General features: G+C 39.4%; 11 protein-coding genes and 1 pseudogene. 5 read left to right on the top strand and 7 right to left on the bottom strand.

Annotated features, from left to right (window positions below):
• Nucleotides 1-127 precede the first annotated feature (127 nt).
• The 5 genes from QQK02_RS03985 to QQK02_RS04005 all read right to left on the bottom strand — a co-directional run bounded on the left by QQK02_RS03985 (nucleotide 128) and on the right by QQK02_RS04005 (nucleotide 9,342).
• Nucleotides 128-2,785 (bottom strand): TonB-dependent receptor domain-containing protein, encoded by a 2,658-nt coding sequence (locus QQK02_RS03985; protein WP_284206661.1) that lies wholly within the window; start codon nucleotides 2,783-2,785, stop codon nucleotides 128-130.
• A 183-nt stretch (nucleotides 2,786-2,968) separates the two neighbouring features.
• On the bottom strand, nucleotides 2,969-5,800 hold the full coding sequence (locus QQK02_RS03990; RefSeq protein WP_284206662.1) for a hypothetical protein: 2,832 nt from the start codon (nucleotides 5,798-5,800) through the stop codon (nucleotides 2,969-2,971).
• A 283-nt stretch (nucleotides 5,801-6,083) separates the two neighbouring features.
• Nucleotides 6,084-6,533 carry a hypothetical protein gene (locus QQK02_RS03995; RefSeq protein WP_284206663.1) on the bottom strand — a complete coding sequence of 150 codons (450 nt, stop codon included), beginning with the start codon at nucleotides 6,531-6,533 and terminating at the stop codon, nucleotides 6,084-6,086.
• A 174-nt stretch (nucleotides 6,534-6,707) separates the two neighbouring features.
• On the bottom strand, nucleotides 6,708-8,078 hold the full coding sequence (locus QQK02_RS04000; protein WP_284206664.1) for a sigma-54-dependent transcriptional regulator: 1,371 nt from the start codon (nucleotides 8,076-8,078) through the stop codon (nucleotides 6,708-6,710).
• Nucleotides 8,065-9,342, bottom strand: a complete 1,278-nt coding sequence (locus QQK02_RS04005) for an HD domain-containing phosphohydrolase (RefSeq protein WP_284206665.1) — start codon at nucleotides 9,340-9,342, stop codon at nucleotides 8,065-8,067. Before QQK02_RS04005 ends, QQK02_RS04000 begins: the two co-directional genes overlap by 14 nt.
• 109 nt (nucleotides 9,343-9,451) lie before the next feature.
• Here QQK02_RS04005 and QQK02_RS04010 point away from each other — a divergent pair, with 109 nt between their 5' ends.
• The 3 genes and pseudogenes from QQK02_RS04010 to QQK02_RS04020 all read left to right on the top strand — a co-directional run bounded on the left by QQK02_RS04010 (nucleotide 9,452) and on the right by QQK02_RS04020 (nucleotide 12,049).
• Nucleotides 9,452-9,994 (top strand): heme NO-binding domain-containing protein, encoded by a 543-nt coding sequence (locus QQK02_RS04010; RefSeq protein WP_284206666.1) that lies wholly within the window; start codon nucleotides 9,452-9,454, stop codon nucleotides 9,992-9,994.
• Nucleotides 9,967-11,439: a sensor histidine kinase gene (locus QQK02_RS04015; RefSeq protein WP_284206667.1), complete on the top strand. Its 1,473-nt coding sequence runs from the start codon at nucleotides 9,967-9,969 to the stop codon at nucleotides 11,437-11,439. Before QQK02_RS04010 ends, QQK02_RS04015 begins: the two co-directional genes overlap by 28 nt.
• A 76-nt stretch (nucleotides 11,440-11,515) precedes the next feature.
• Nucleotides 11,516-12,049: pseudogene (locus QQK02_RS04020) on the top strand (chromophore lyase CpcT/CpeT).
• A gap of 398 nt (nucleotides 12,050-12,447) precedes the next feature.
• On the opposite strand, the gene QQK02_RS04025 reads toward QQK02_RS04020, so the two are convergent.
• On the bottom strand, nucleotides 12,448-13,272 hold the full coding sequence (locus QQK02_RS04025) for a hypothetical protein (protein WP_284206668.1): 825 nt from the start codon (nucleotides 13,270-13,272) through the stop codon (nucleotides 12,448-12,450).
• Between the two features lie 289 nt (nucleotides 13,273-13,561).
• Between QQK02_RS04025 and QQK02_RS04030 the strand changes: the two genes are divergently transcribed.
• A complete protein-coding gene (locus QQK02_RS04030) occupies nucleotides 13,562-14,398 on the top strand; it encodes a DUF1194 domain-containing protein (protein WP_284206669.1) in 837 nt (278 codons plus the stop codon).
• Nucleotides 14,385-14,831, top strand: coding sequence for a hypothetical protein (locus QQK02_RS04035; protein ID WP_284206670.1), 447 nt, complete (start codon nucleotides 14,385-14,387; stop codon nucleotides 14,829-14,831). The genes QQK02_RS04030 and QQK02_RS04035 overlap by 14 nt, the downstream gene beginning before the upstream one ends.
• Before the next feature lie 84 nt (nucleotides 14,832-14,915).
• Here the strand turns inward: QQK02_RS04035 and secF are convergent, their stop codons facing one another.
• The gene (gene secF / locus QQK02_RS04040) at nucleotides 14,916-15,863 is read right to left on the bottom strand and encodes a protein translocase subunit SecF (protein ID WP_284206671.1); all 948 of its coding nucleotides are present in this window, start codon (nucleotides 15,861-15,863) and stop codon (nucleotides 14,916-14,918) included.
• Between the last annotated feature and the right edge of the window lie 17 nt (nucleotides 15,864-15,880).

A 15,880-nucleotide genomic window follows, 5' to 3' on the forward strand; every position in this document is an offset into this window, starting at 1 on the left:
CGGTATCTCATTCACAAGTGTTAAGGTTGCGGCCTGCGCCACTATGACTATTTAGCTGTGTTACAAGGACAAAAAAGCCACTGCTGTGAGTGGCTTTTTATTTTTGTCGCAGGTGAGCTAAGAAAAACTATTCAAAGTCCCACTTAAACTGAACATCGAAACCAATACCTTTGGTTTCTGATCTGAATAACGTATCAGAGAATTCAATTTCTTTTTTCTCATTAAGAATGTTTTGTACTTTAAACTTCAAGGTACTCGAGTACGTTGGGTAGTATGTATAAACTAAATCTAATGAATGAAATGGTTGTTCGTATTTGTCATCTTGGCCTTCAATACCAGGAATAATAATACGATCACCAAACACGTTATACGCTAAGGTTGCTGAGTGGTTACCATTTGGTGCATCAAAACCTAAATTAAGGTTTACCACATACTCAGAATGACCAGTCATGCGACGCGTTGTATTAGTAATCGCAGCTGAAACACCCGTTTGATCAACAACGCTTTGGGTATCAATGTTAATCTCAGAATCACTTAACGTTACGTTACCTGATAAGAAGAAGCTCTCAGCCCATTCACCAATACTGTCGCTTAAGAAATTGAAATCTTTCATGAAGTCAACTTCAACACCGTAAACTAAGCCGTCTTCAGCATTCGCCATAACGATTAATGGTGGACCATCTTGCGCAGGTGATTGAACAGACTCAATAGGGTTAATCATATCTTTGTAGAATAAGCCTACAGATAAGTTTTCACCTGTTTCCATGTACCACTCCCAGCGAAGGTCGTAGTTTTTCATGTCAGTAGTGTTCAAGCCAGGCGTACCACGAACTGGGTAACCGGTTAAAGGATCTAAGTAAGTTGTTGGTGCAACTTCACGTAAATCTGGACGAACCGTTGTTTGGCCATAAGAAAAACGGTACTGCATTTCAGCATTTGGAATAAAGGTTAATGCCAATGCTGGATACCAAGCGTCTTCCTGGAAAGCTAAATCGTCAAGGTTATCTGGTAAATCAAACTCACCCGTTGACGGTTTTAAACCGGCAACAACTTGTCTAAAGTCTTCATAACGAGCACCACCACTAATACGCCATTTGTTGTCAATAAACACATCAGCTTCTAAGTAGTATGCATCAATCATTTGAGCTGCGAAGTAATCGTCACCGTCAACCGACGTATCACGAATTACCGTTTCATTACCATTTAAGTCGGCGTTAAGAATGATGTCATCGGTTAAAATGTCATTCATTTTGTGACCCGTAAAGTCAACACCGTTAAATGCTAAGGTATTTACATCTATACGGCGCGCAAATGCTTGACGATTTTTTTCTACAAAATCACCACCGGCTTTAAGTTCAACTTCAGTGCGGTCGAACGTTAACGGTAAAGAAAAGTTATAACCGTAGTTTTCAACTTCATCGTCTAATGTTTGGAACGTATAACGAGAGGCAGTTGTTGCACGGCGCAATGAACTTTCATTTTCTATATCGAAAATACCATCTTCATTAGCATCAGCAACAATATAACGTGTTGAGATATTGCCTGGTGCTAAACGCTCTGAACGTGAGTCAGAGTATTTCCAATCAAGACCTAAGAAACCAAGTTCAGGGAAGTTATGGGTACCACGAATTTGGTTTGCGATCATTTCACGCTCTTCGTAAATCACTTCAGTATCACGAACACGCAAACCATCACTAATTAGCACGTTGTTGGTGTTACCTAGTTTGTCACGAATTTCATCAACAGTATCGTGTAAAATTAGGCTTGATAAATCTAAACGGTGGTTGTTTTGATATTCAAAACCCACGTTAAACATACCTGACCATCTTACGTTATGCTCAGTTGATTTTACTTCATCAAAACCGCGCACTAATGACCATGTATCGTCTTGGTTTAGACGAAAATCTTGACCTTCATATAGCTCGCTATATTGGTACTCGTTGTCATAAGATACTGCTGCTAAAAAACCAATGCGATGATCATCAAAATCAAAACGGTTTCCTAATGTGAAATCTAAACCGTAATCTAGGTCCACTTCATCGGCAACTGGATCGAAATCACGATTCATATCGGCTGCAATTTGACGGTTTTCATCTTGGCTGATGCTATCTAGGCCAGCATAGCTTGACCATAAATTTTGCAACGCCTGAGGCGCGGCACGTGTACCGTCGTCTAGACCTTTCCAATCATCATCACCACCAGCGTAGCTAAAGCCTTCGCCAAAGTTGTCAGTATTTCCACCTACGTTACCTTGTACATTAAAAACAAAGTCACTTGGGATGGTTTTAATACGAATATCAACGTTACCGCCACCAAAGTGTGCAGGCATTGACGGAGAATACGATTTTTGAACGGATAATGATTCAATAATCGATGATGGGAATAAATCTAATGGAATAACTGTACGTGTCGGATCTGGGCTTGGTACATAAGCACCATTTAACTGCGTACTTGAATAACGCTCACCTAAACCACGAACATAAATAAACTTGCCATCAACTAGCGTTAAGCCAGTAACACGACGTAGGGCCGCAGCTGCATCACTGTCACCAGTGCGAGAAATTTGTTCTGCACCTAAGATGTCTGCAACGAATGCTTGGTTTTTTCTTTCTTCAATTACGGCACTTGCAGTACCTTTTAATCGACTCGCTTTAACAACGACTTCTTCCATCGCAAGCTCTTCGTCTTGTTCTGCAGCGTTAACACTTGCAACAGAAACAGTAAGACCAGCTAGTATTGAGAGCGTTAAGCTAGACAAGCTAAAACGATTAATTACTTTTTTCATCTCTAACCTCGTTACTATGCATGATGATGTTGTTATCAAGAACGTTCATGTTCGCGTTCAATCTATGCATGGTAGTTGTGGACTGAATTACTTTTTAGGTTTTATTGAGTTGGTTCGCTTTAATTAACATTTGTTTTAAAGCATTAAGCCGCTACCGAGGTAGCGGCTTAATTAAGGTAGGTTTTATTCTAGACCTACTGTCCAACCTGCAGTCCAATCGTTGTCGGCTGTTACCGCACCGATGTGAGATGCATTATCGAAGAATGTGCTAGCACCGAAGTCGTATGCTTCAGTTGCATCAGTTGTATAAATACCACTTAACACATCTGCAATGTTTTCTTGCGTTGAGTTGTTCATCATCGCATTTAGTACCCAGTTACCTAGGTTGAAGTCTGCATCGCTAGAGTCAGCAGTGTTCTTGAAGTTCTCGTCACAAGCAAATACTGAGTTAGTAATTACAGTGTCTGTAGATACCGCTTGGTCAACTGTTAAGCCAGCTTCTAGTTCGAAACATTCGCCCATACCAGCGGCACCAGTTACTACAAAGTTGTGTAATTGTGCACGAGTACCTTCACGTAAGTAGATACCTTCTGAATCTTTATCAGCTGTATCAAAACCGTTACCGATAATTGTCATGTTAGCAATAGTAGGGTTTGATTGAGGATCTTTATCTGGTGTAGAACCATCGTTATCAGCTTCAATCGCACGGTTAGCTTCACCATCGTTATCAGCGTGCTTAACTAGTACGTATTGCATGTTACCGCGGTAACCGTTATCCCAATCAACTGAATCATCTTTGTTTGCAGTTAGAACAACGTACTTAGCGTTTACAGCACCACCGAAGAACTCAACACCGTCATCAGCATTTTCGTGTACTTGGATGTACTCAACAGTTGTTGCAGCGCCAACGCCACCAAATGTAATACCGTTTAACTCGTTATCTGGTGCGATTTCAAAACCTGCGTGCTTAACAACTACGTAACGTAAAGTACCAGAGTTATCGTTCCAGTCAGTACCACCAAATACAGCACCTTCTTCTACACCTTCAACTTGAAGTGCACAGTCACTGCCGTCTGTAGGACATTTGTTAGATGGAGCATTACCAAGTAGCACCATGCCACCCCATTGGCCAGAACCTGTTTCTTCGCCAGTTACATCTTGGTTAGACGTAAATGTAATTGGGTTAGCCGAAGTACCGTTTGCTTCAATTTTTGAATCACGACTTACTACTAGGTAGTCACCGCCTGAGCGACCAAAGATAGTTACGCCAGCGTCAATAGTTAATGTTGCTGAGTTTGCTTTGTCTTCACCAACAAATACTGGACCATTTAATGCGTAAATATTGTTTGCTGTTAATGTTACATCTGCAGTTAATGTACCTGAGATTTCACATGCTGATTGGCCAGCTACAGCTGTAATTGCTGTTGTACCAGTAGGACAACCTTCAATAGGTGCTTCAGCAGTTACTACACCACCACCGAAACCAAATGCCCAACCGTCACGCCAGTCGTCGCTACCATCGAATGCACCAACGTAATCAGCTGTGTCAAACCAACCGTCGATTGCTGCTGGATCTTGACCTGCACCAATTAGTGGAGAGTTTGCATCTGGTACACCGTTATTATCAATTTGAACTGATGTGCTAATTGAATTTGATTCTTCTGCTAGGAACCATGCTTCTAAATCAAGAAGTACTGAATCGTCAGCTGCTTTAGAATCTTTAAAGTTTTCGCCGTTTGAACAAGCTAATACAGAGTTTTCAAAAACGATTTTACCTGAAGTAGCGTTATCTACAGTAACAGAAGACGTTTCGCCACCTTCAAATTCTAAACACTCACCCATTTCTTCTGGGCCAGTAATTACAACGTTGTAGAACTTACCAGCAGTACCTTCACGTAAGTAGATACCTTCTGAATCTTTATCAGCAGTATCGAAGTTGTTACCCATAATTGTCATGTTAGCAATTGTCGGGTTTGATTGAGGTTCTTTGTCTGGCGTTGAACCATCGTTATCAGCTTCGATAGCGCGGTTAGCTTCACCAGCATTTACGTCATGTTGAATGAAAACATGTTGCAAGCGACCACGGTAACCATTGTCCCAGTCAACTGAGTCGTCTTTGTTACCCGTTAGTACTAAATGTTTAACATCTACCGCACCACCGAAGAATTCTACACCATCATCAGCATTAGCATGTACTTGAATGTACTCTACTTGTGTGCCAGAACCAACACCACCAAATGTTACACCATTTAATTCGTTGTCTGGTGCAATTTCATAACCTGCATACTTAACAACGACGTACTTTAAAATACCTGAGTCATCTTCCCAGTCAGTACCACCAAATACAGCACCTTCTTCTACACCTTCAACTTGAAGTGCGCATTCACTGCCATCTGTAGGACATTTGTTTGAAGGAGCGTTACCTAAAATAACTAAACCACCCCATTGACCAGCAGTCGTTTCTTCACCTTTCACATCTTGTAATGACGTAAAGATGATTGGATCTTGCGCTGTACCTTCAGCCATAATTTTTGCGCCACGGTGAACAACAACGTAGTCGCTACCAGAGTTACCAAAAACTACAGCACCTGGTTCAATTGTTAGGGTAATTGGGCTACCGTCTGCATTTGCATTTTGTTGCTGAGCAGGAGCACCTTGGCGAGATTCACTTGTTGTTGAACCTTCACCTACTTCTAAAGCACCGTCGATTGCATAAAAAACCGGCGTGCCTTCAGTGCTTGCTACTAACGTTGTGTTTTCAGTAATAGCACTTGAGATCGTTTGAACATAAACTTCTGTACCTAATACCGCGCTTACTTCAGCACTTAACGTAGTATTTGGCGTACCAGCTAAATCATCAGTAGGATTTGTTGGGTTAGTTGGCTCAGGGTTATTGATAATTGTATCACCAACTGAGTTATCTACTTCTGATGACAAATTGATGTCACCACCACAACCAGCAAGTATTAATGCACTAGAAACAGCACTTACTTTAAAAAGATCCATCATTTTCATGTTTATTATGCTCCGCAGCATGTCTAAGTTATTAAAAGTTACTAAACGTAATTTTTTGTTATTAAAAATTTTGACGTCATGCTACTGCGCAAAAATGACAGAAATGTTTTGGAAATGTTTATTTTTTATTTCAGCAAGTTTACAGAAAGATGACAGGGGTAGTTGAACGCAGGTGATGTAAAGGCTTGGTGGTATTACACTTTTATGACAGAAAAAAAATGCCGCTATTGAAGCGACATTTATTACGAATAAATTTTAAGCAAGCAAGTTAGCTTGGGGGTAATTACTTAGGTGCGTTGTAACGAGCGAATTTAGTTACGATAACACCATTACAATATAAGTCAGTTAGCGCACGACGGTTTACTTGTGCTACCGCTTCGATACCTTCGTTTAATGCAGTAATACATAAGTTAGATGCTTCATTGTTTTGCGCTGCAACAAACTTAACGACCTTTTGTGACGGTGATGTGTCAATAGCCTGTTGCTTTTGTGCTTTTATAGCAAAGACCTTAAGGCTCATTCCGTTACAAGTCATTGTTGCAAGTTCACGTTCGGCATTATCAAATACACCCATCGCTACTTTTTTAGCTTGACCGTAACCTTGTGTTGCAGCAACAACACATAAATTAGTTGCTTGTGAATCATCTAACGCAACAACTTTAACGTTTGATGACAATGCAAATGATTGACTACTAACAATTGACGCAACAACTAATGCAAATAACTTTTTCATAATGACCTCTAAAACAATTCAAATAACAGGGCTAACCACAAGATTTAGAGTAATTATACTAACCAAAAACCAATTGTAAAGATATTCCGTAATAAAATTACAAAACATTCTTAAAGAGGAATAAAATAGCGTTAAAAGCTACCACAGGAAATTAAATTACGTAATTAAATAACATCACCATTTTTGCATCTTACGGTAGATTGTTGAAGGGTTCACCTTCAGCAAGGCTGCGGCTTGCGAGATATTTCCATTGCATTTATCTATCGCTGATTCAATAGCTTTTCTTTCTACGTCAGCGAGCGGTACAACATTTTCATCATCATTTTCTATGAAAGTGCTTGAAGTTGACTCATTTTGATTGAAGCCGACATGTTGTTGCAAGATATTTTCAATCATCTCTCTTGTCATCTCAGTACCATCGTGCATGATACACGCACCATGAATTGTGTTTTCTAGCTGCCTCACATTACCGGGCCAGTGGTATTGCTTCATGAATGAGGTGGTTGATGAAGCAAAGTCTGTAAACTGCTTACCTTGTTCTTTACTAAATTTACTTAGAAAATAATTAGCCAAAATCGCGATGTCTTCACCACGCTCGCGTAATGGTGCGATTGATAAAGGAATAACATTAAGCCTGTAGAATAGATCTTCTCTAAATTCCCCAGCATTTACAGCGTCAGAAAGTTTTACCGAAGAAGCACTTACGATTTGCGTATCAAAGCTCACGCATACTGTTGAGCCTAAAGGCGTATACTCGCGCTCCTGCAATACTCTTAATAACTTCGCTTGAATTCCCAAAGGCAATGTAGTGATCTCATCCAAAAATACTGTGCCACCATCGGCTTGAGCAAAAATCCCCTGTGAATCTTTGACTGCTCCAGTATAAGCCCCCTTAACGGCACCAAATAGTTGAGCATCTATTAGTTGTTCAGAAAAGTTCGCACAATTAACAGCAATAAACGGGTGTTTAACTCTAGAGCTTGCTTTATGGCAAGCGTTAGCGACTAACTCTTTACCTGTTCCAGTTTCACCATGAACGAAAATTGGTACGTTGGCCCCCGCAGCCATTTTAATCTGCTGTTTTAACGTATGCATCACAGTGCTTTCACCGATGATATCACCCGCTACAGGTTTAGACGACGTTACCTTACTTTCGATACTGTGCTCTGCGTTGATCGCGTTTTCAACAGCAAAAACTAAATCAACATTCTTCCATGGTTTAGAAATAAACTTGTCAATAATACCTTCATTGAAGCTTTTAGAGACATCATCGAAGTCTTGATAAGCGCTAAGCATAATGCGAGTTGATTGCGGCGCTAGGTTTCTTACTTGTTTTAGTAAATCATGGCCATCAATATCTGGCATACGCTGATCAGAGATAATAAGCGCAATCTCATGTTCTTTTATAAAGTTTAATGCTTGTCTTGGTGACGTAAAGCTATGAACTTGGGCATTTACACGCATCAAACAACGGTTGATTGACGTACAAATTTCAGGTTCATCATCAACAATTACGACAATCGGTAACTCTTTAGCTTGACTCATTTACTTCCCTTACGTTTTGTTGACCTTCAACATAAATTATTAATTGTTGCTCAGAGGCATCCTGATACGCTTTTAGTTGTTCAATTTGCTTTAAAGCCAATTCCGTTTCTGCAGGTAATAGCTTTCGTTGATTAAGATCATAAACATCCTGTGTTAAACGCATGCCCTTGACTAGATCAGATACCAAAACAATGCGTTCAAAATTTTCGTCCCTCTGCGGTGATAATATCAGCTGATATAAGGCATTGATTACACGTCTATCAAACACAATGCCTGACATTTTGTTTATCACTATTTCAGCTTCAACATGATTAACCGGGCTATTTAAAATATCACCGCGTACCAATAGGTCATAATACAAAACAGTTGACAGAATTTTGCTACCTAGTGGAATATCCTCGTCAATTAACCCGTCAGGAAACCCTTGGCCGTCTACATGCTCAAATAGATGATGTAAAAGTTTTCCACTTGATTCCAGTAGTCGGGAACTAGATAAAATCTCACCACTGGTAACAGCAAAGGCCGCCCATTGTTTTTGCTGGAGCTGGGTCATTTGATACCAAGCCTTGTTGGCCAACTCTTCAGGAATGACGTGATACCCGATTTTATGATACAAGCCGGCCAAGTATATGTGTTGGCATTCTGCTGGAGTCAATCCTAAACGTTTACCAAGCAGTTTTGCTTGCTGTGCTACCCGTTCACTTTGTCTATCACCATCTTGGCAGAAAAAACTCACTAAATTAGCACCTAAATGCAAAAGCTCAACATTCATTTCTTTTAGTTCAGAAACCTGTTGATCTGACTTTTCATTCAGTAGCGAAATGGTTTGCTCTAACGTATTCAGCTTTTTGTGATCAATACTCAAGCGTTTTATTGTGTTGCGTGTTCTTGCATCTTTTTTAATGTCATCAACTAACAGATTAAGTTGTTCAATGAGTTTTTTGTTGTCCCAAGGCTTGGCGATATAACAAGATATTTTACCTTGGTTGATAGCTTCTTCCGCCAACGAAAGATCGGCATAGCCAGTTAATACAACACGTTTAGTCGGTTCGTGAAGCTGAGCAACTTTAGTCAAAAATTCTGCCCCCGTCATCTCAGGCATTCGCATATCACTTATCACTATATGGCTAGGGCACGCTTCAAAGTGCTTTATCGCTTCTCTTGGATCAGTAAAACCTTGTATATCAAACTTACCATGTAAAACTCTTTTAAGCGCATTAATGATTTCACTTTCATCATCAACTATCAAAACAGAAGGTAGCATCTAAACTCCATTTTATTACGTAAAAAATTAAAGACTTGCTTTAAACAACGTCAGCATTATAGTTAAAGATATAATGGATACACGTTATTAATCAATTAGAAGTATCAATATGAAAGGTGCAATCTTTACTGGTTTAGCAGAATTTGTTGAACAAGAACACTCATTAACTCTATGGCTAGAGGTCGTTGATAGTTGTACTTTGGCTTCTAAAGGCGAATATCTAACAACAGAAATTTATGACGATGAAGAGTTTTTTATGTTAGCTCACGCATTATCTGAAAAACTTGCTACACCAGCGCCCGACCTTTATCGGGGTTTTGGTGTGTACTTTTTTCCAACGTTAATGGGCATAGCAACTAAATACGCCTCGCATGTAGAAGATGTGTTTGATTTTATCATCATCGTAGATTCTGTAATTCATACCGAAGTTCAAAAAGCTGATCCATTAGCATATACACCTACATTGCTATACGATCGCCCTGACGATAACACCCTAGTCGTGCGTTACTTATCTAAAAGAAAGATGTGTCACTTTGCCGAAGGGCTTATTTTGGGTGCAGCTAAACATTTTAACCAAAAGGTCGAATTGTCACAAAGTCAATGCTTGTTAAAGGGAGACGATCATTGTCTGATCAGAATTCAAAAACGATAGATGACTATAAAAATGCGGTTCAATTACTGGAAAATGCATTACAAAGAGAACGAAATAGTAAAAAACTGCTAGAACAAAAACTTGATGAAAAAGCCCAACAACGGTTAGATGAAAATAAAGAATTTTTGAAAGCCTATCAAGAGGCTACATCAAGACAAATTCAACTTCAATTTTTGTCGATGTTAAACCAGGGCATGATTTCCGATAGGAGTCTCAAAGAAATGTTCGACTCTTATTGCCATAACTTGCAGCAACTACTTGAGCAATGCCCTGTTTTTCTTGCTTCTTTAACTAAACAAACAAGCTGGCAACTACAGCAGCTGCCGACCCCTTCATCAAGTTGGCAAAGGATAGATTTAACCACTCGATTAGAAGACGAGTTAACTCACCTTATTTCACATGATCAACAGCATTGGCACCGACAAGAGCTCAATGGAGAAGATCCATTCTCAACGTTATTTCATAATAGTACGATGTTGTTTTATGTGATTTCTATTTCTAAAAGCCAACAGCGCATTATCTTGCTTGATATTAATCACTATTGTTATAGCGATGACTTTAAGAATACCTTGAGAGTGTCTGGTCAAAGCTTCACTACAGCAATCAATAAAAGAATGACCGAAATAGAGCTCTCTTATAATAACCAGAAACTCAAGCATACATTATCGACGCTGAAGAAAACGCAGCAACAACTCGCACATAACGATAAAATGGCATCGCTCGGGCAACTTTCTGCTGGAATTGCCCATGAAATCAATAACCCAATCGGTTACGTCGCGAGTAATTTAGGTGTACTCACTGACTATTTTGAAATTTATAAAAATACCTTGAATGTGCTAAGCAACTCTTTAACCGACAAGGAGCAGGAAATAGATCCTCTTTTATCCTATGCGCTAGAAGATACCCCTCCACTTATTGAAGCATGTAAAACTGGCGTTGATCGTGTTGCCGCAATAGTAAACAGTTTGAAAACGTTTTCGAGAAAAGAACAAGATGAATTTGGTGAGGTTAACATTAATGATGCCATTAACTCAGCCATTGAAATTGTTTGGAATCAACTCAAGTATGAGCATCAACTTAATATGCAACTAACGCCAAAGCTACCAGTAATCCACGGTAACTTTGGTCAACTCCAACAAGTTTTTGTTAATCTTTTCGTCAACGCGTCGCACGCGATGTCTGAAAAAGGTGAGTTAACGGTTATGAGCCAAGTTATTGCTGATGAAATTGAAATTACCGTGAGTGATACCGGCTGTGGTATTGAACAAAAAAACATAAAAAGATTATTTGAACCGTTTTATACCACGAAAAAAGAAAATGAAGGGACAGGGTTAGGGTTAAGTGTTTCATATGCAATCATTGAGAAGCACGATGCAAATATTTCCGTTAACTCAGCACTTGATAAAGGAACAACCTTTACTTTAAGGTTTCCAATCCCAGACTAACAAGCCGAAAATAATAAGGACAATAATAAGGACAATAATAAAGCTTAAAGCCATTTTACTTGCCACCAACCTAGCAATGCCTTCAGCCTTTGTAACTAATCTAAATGAGTTAGCTGATTGGATGACAGGTTCTTTTAACAGCAATGCCCAATCGATTACGAATGAAAGCTATTATGATATTAACCTAGAAATGGTACAAATATGGCCAACTCGTGATGACGCTATGTGGCTTTACGTTGAACAGGCCGTATCAGCCAATTTAGACAAACCTTATCGTCAACGTGTATACAAGTTGGAGCAAATGCCACAAGGAACTTTTACCAGCACCGTTTACGAAATCCCCAATGCTAAAGAATATATTGGTGTTTGACGCTCTCCACAGCAACTTGACGGGCTAACCCCACAAGATTTAATTTTACGCCAAGGCTGTCACATTAATATCGACAAAAAGCAAATTGATAACGCGATTAAGTACTTAGGTTCAACTGATGAAAAACGCTGTTTGAGCAAACTACGTGGTGCAAATTATGCGACATCTCATGTTGATATCCAAAAAGGTGTTTTAACCAGTTGGGATCAAGGTTTTGATGTAAATGATAAGCAAGTTTGAGGGGCTATTGAGGGGCCTTACATCTTTGATAAAGTTAAAAATTACCCAGTAAAAAAATCTTAACGCCATTTAGGGGCTGTTGATCTTTCATTTTAGCCCCTGCTTTAGGCTAATCTTGGAGATAACAAGGCGAAAAGAGAGTAATGTAGTTGTTCTACCTTAACGATTTTCAACGATGTTAGGTTTAAAATTATCCAAAGCCCTTTGGATTGACTTGAAAAAGCGATATTCTTTGTTGCTTAAAGTGTATTTGGAACAACCAAACATTACTTTAAGCGCCGCGAATCTCATCTTTTTCAAGGCAACAGAGTTACAAACTGAAATATCAACAGACCCTAATACAAAACACTGGTGTATGAAAAAACCTGACTATTTGCCAGCTCGTTTTGCGTTGCTCGCTATAGTTTTGCCGTGATGCTATCAGGCTTGTAGATATGAAATATTGAGTGTCGACTCGTCGTTAAAGATTGCTGTCTTGGCGTTCTAAACGAAATAGCTACTTCAACATCATCGCCAGAAAAATCACTATTACGATCACAATAAAACACGGCACTAATTGGGTATAAACCTTTACCTAAATCGACATTGCCCGTTAAAATCTGCTCCTGTTCAAATTTAGTGACGATGTGCAACTTATGATCGATCACACGCTTCCTATTAATATCAATTCGCGCATAACAAGAGCCAATTTGACTCATTGAATCCCGAGCGTCCGAACCATTCCCCTTCAAATAAAATGCTGCCGCAACTTGCAACCGCCCAGCACTATGGCTTGGATACAAGCCATTTAATCGATACATGCTTTTATCAGACTGAGTGATGCCATAACGCTTGTGGCTAGCTAAAGAAAATTTAGTTTCGTTCATAACAAACGAGCCGATATCTGTCGCATGAAAAATTTGTTCTTTTTTATCTGGCACAGGGTATACACGGGTAATCCAACCAGGGTAAAGATCAGCATTTTCAACGGCCTTTGATAACACGTCATTACTATCTACATAATATGGATTCAGCGTCCTTAATATATCGAGCTCTTTACTTTGAGCACTGATTAACGCTTTATTTTTACTAATATCATCTTTAAGCAATGTTGTTTTATGCCACAAATGAATACAAGCAGCTGTAGAACTTGCGATCATTACTAATACAACACCCACCTTAATTAAGCTTTCTTTCATTGAAGACGTTTTTCTGTAGCGGTCTTTCCTATAATGTGTACTCATACTAAGCCCCTCGCATTGTCTACTTCATTATTGTTGCTAGTACTATTGCAATTGCAATTCGCTAGCCATTAACAATAAACCATAAAATTCAACAAGTTATAAAAAACACCTACTATAGATTTGAAACTTGCATTGCATTTTGCAAACCCTCCTAATGCAAATTGCAAATCTCATTCACTAAAAAACACCTGGAAATAACTTAAATTATTGTATTTAAATGAGTTTTTTAATATGGCGCATTGTTAGCATTGTCCAATTCACACAGCTGTGGAGAGTGAAGGAGTCAGTTATGACAAAGTTAGCAATTCCAATGGGGTTACTCGCACTAAGCATGGCTTTATCGCCAAGTGCAGACGCGATAACACCCGTCGATATAGAGTTATCTTTGCTAGTCGATATTTCAGGTAGCATCAATAACAACGAATACGATATGCAATTACAAGGTTATCAATCGGCTTTTGAAAGCGATAATTTGCAAAATGCCATTATCAACGGAACAGAAGGGAAAATTGCCGTCCAATTGATAATGTGGTCAGGGAGCTCTCAGCAACAAGTAATGATTGATTGGAGCTTGGTCGATTCGCAAGAGAGTGCTAACGCGCTTGCTCAAAGTATTGGCGATTTAGCGAGACCGTTTTCTGGGATGACAGCTATTGGTAGCGCGATAGATTTTGCCTCACCACTATTTGACCAGAATGATTATCAGGGCTATCAGCAAATCATCGATATATCAGGCGATGGCACCAATAACTCAGGTCTTAATGTCGCAACGGCTTCGGATAATGCAATAGAGAATGGGGTAGATACCATTAACGGGATTGTTATCACTAATAGCCAAAGTAACGGGATTGGGATTGGTATCACTAATAGCCAAAGTGTCGTTGATCAGTATACGAACGATGTGATTAATGGTGAAAGTCCGTTCCTACTCGTCGCTAACAATTTTAACGCATTTCAATCGGCAATTGAAAACAAAATAGTCGCTGAAATTGAAGGGAGCATACCTCCTGGCGCAATTGTCGTTGAAGTACCTGTCCCGAATAGTCACTTACTTTTTATTACGGCTTTTATCTGCCTATTTGCATCAAGAACGTTAAGCAAGGAGAAATACCATGAAACAGTTTAATAAAGCATTGACACGTCTAGTCATGGTTGGGCTAGGTAGTTTTGGCACTGTTCACGCTGCGGATTACAACTTAGAGTTTGGCCTAGTGCTTCACAACAATTACGGTGAGCCAGTAGGGTTTGAAAAAACAAACATGATTCCAAAAACTTACAATGGTGAACCTGCGCTGTATGGCCTTGTTGTGACCAACGAAGACAACAAAGTGTTTACCCTTAGCTCTGTCCACATTTTACCTCAATTGGAGCATGACAAGCCTAACAAGCTGATGGGGAAGATGATGCAAATTCAAAAACGCGGAGCGCTTTTCATGCGCACCGACAAAGAAGATAGTGCGGGTATTTACCATATGGAAGTTTACTTAAACAATGTTTTATATAAAACAATTACTTACCAAATAACTGAGCCTAGCGAGCAATTAGCAAGTTATCGATAACCTCACCGTGAGACAAGGATGTCGCCCATAAAAAAAGGGCAGAGTTATTTACACTCTGCCCTTTTTAATACGTTTAAGCCAAACCTAAGGCATCATTTCCTCTTGATCCGCACCTTCTTTTTCAATCACTTCAGGAATTAAGTCTTCTTTTGAAACACCTAATGTCAATGCAAGTGAGCTAGCGATGTAGATTGATGAATAAGTACCAATGAACACACCAAATAGTAACGCAGTTGCGAAACCATGGATTAACGCACCACCTTTAAAGAACAGAGCAAGAAGTACAATAATCGTCGTTAATGAGGTAATAAACGTACGACCTAGTGTTTGCGTCAATGAGATATTAATAATTTGGCCAGTTTCTTCATCGCGAACCTTTCTGAAGTTTTCACGAATACGGTCAGACACAACAATGGTATCGTTTAACGAGTAACCGATAACCGCAAGTAATGCAGCAAGTACCGTTAAATCAAACTCCAAACCTAACACTGAAAATAGACCAAGTGTTAACAATACATCATGGAATAAAGCGACCACAGCACCCACAGCAAAACGCCATTCAAAGCGGAATGATACATATACTAAGATACAGATAAGTACCGTTAGCATAGCTAAACCGCCCTGCTCTGCTAAGTTATCACCAACACTTGCGCCAACAAATTCAATTCGGCGCATATCAATATTTTGGCCAGTGCCTTCGCGTAAAACGCTTAATACTTGATCACCTAACGTTTCAGCTTTTACATCTTCACGAACACCTAAACGAATAACCACATCACGTGAGCTACCGTATAGTTGAACAACTGCGTCATCATAACCGTTGCTATCTAATACGCTTCGTAATTTCGTTAAATCAGCCGGCTGTTCAAAACCAACCTCAATTAATGTTCCGCCAGTAAAGTCTAAGCCAAAGTTAAGCTTATTGGTCGCTAAAGAAACTACACACATTAACATCACAAACACACTTAACATCAGTGCAGGTTTGCGAAAACGCATAAAGTCGATAGGCTTTTCAAAATTCATAATTTGCATAATAAAGTCCTTCGTCT

It is taken from the genome of Thalassotalea eurytherma, assembly GCF_030161415.1.
In the GTDB taxonomy this organism is placed as follows: Bacteria; Pseudomonadota; Gammaproteobacteria; order Enterobacterales; family Alteromonadaceae; genus Thalassotalea_G; species Thalassotalea_G eurytherma.

Excerpts from the sequence above, each read along its gene's own strand:
- QQK02_RS03985 (WP_284206661.1), bottom strand. The coding sequence starts at position 2,785 with ATGAAAAAAGTAATTAATCGTTTTAGCTTGTCTAGCTTAACGCTCTCA.
- QQK02_RS03990 (WP_284206662.1), bottom strand. The coding sequence starts at position 5,800 with ATGAAAATGATGGATCTTTTTAAAGTAAGTGCTGTTTCTAGTGCATTA.
- QQK02_RS03995 (WP_284206663.1), bottom strand. The coding sequence starts at position 6,533 with ATGAAAAAGTTATTTGCATTAGTTGTTGCGTCAATTGTTAGTAGTCAA.
- QQK02_RS04000 (WP_284206664.1), bottom strand. The coding sequence starts at position 8,078 with ATGAGTCAAGCTAAAGAGTTACCGATTGTCGTAATTGTTGATGATGAA.
- QQK02_RS04005 (WP_284206665.1), bottom strand. The coding sequence starts at position 9,342 with ATGCTACCTTCTGTTTTGATAGTTGATGATGAAAGTGAAATCATTAAT.
- QQK02_RS04010 (WP_284206666.1), top strand. The coding sequence starts at position 9,452 with ATGAAAGGTGCAATCTTTACTGGTTTAGCAGAATTTGTTGAACAAGAA.
- QQK02_RS04025 (WP_284206668.1), bottom strand. The coding sequence starts at position 13,272 with ATGAGTACACATTATAGGAAAGACCGCTACAGAAAAACGTCTTCAATG.
- QQK02_RS04030 (WP_284206669.1), top strand. The coding sequence starts at position 13,562 with ATGACAAAGTTAGCAATTCCAATGGGGTTACTCGCACTAAGCATGGCT.
- QQK02_RS04035 (WP_284206670.1), top strand. The coding sequence starts at position 14,385 with ATGAAACAGTTTAATAAAGCATTGACACGTCTAGTCATGGTTGGGCTA.
- secF (WP_284206671.1), bottom strand. The coding sequence starts at position 15,863 with ATGCAAATTATGAATTTTGAAAAGCCTATCGACTTTATGCGTTTTCGC.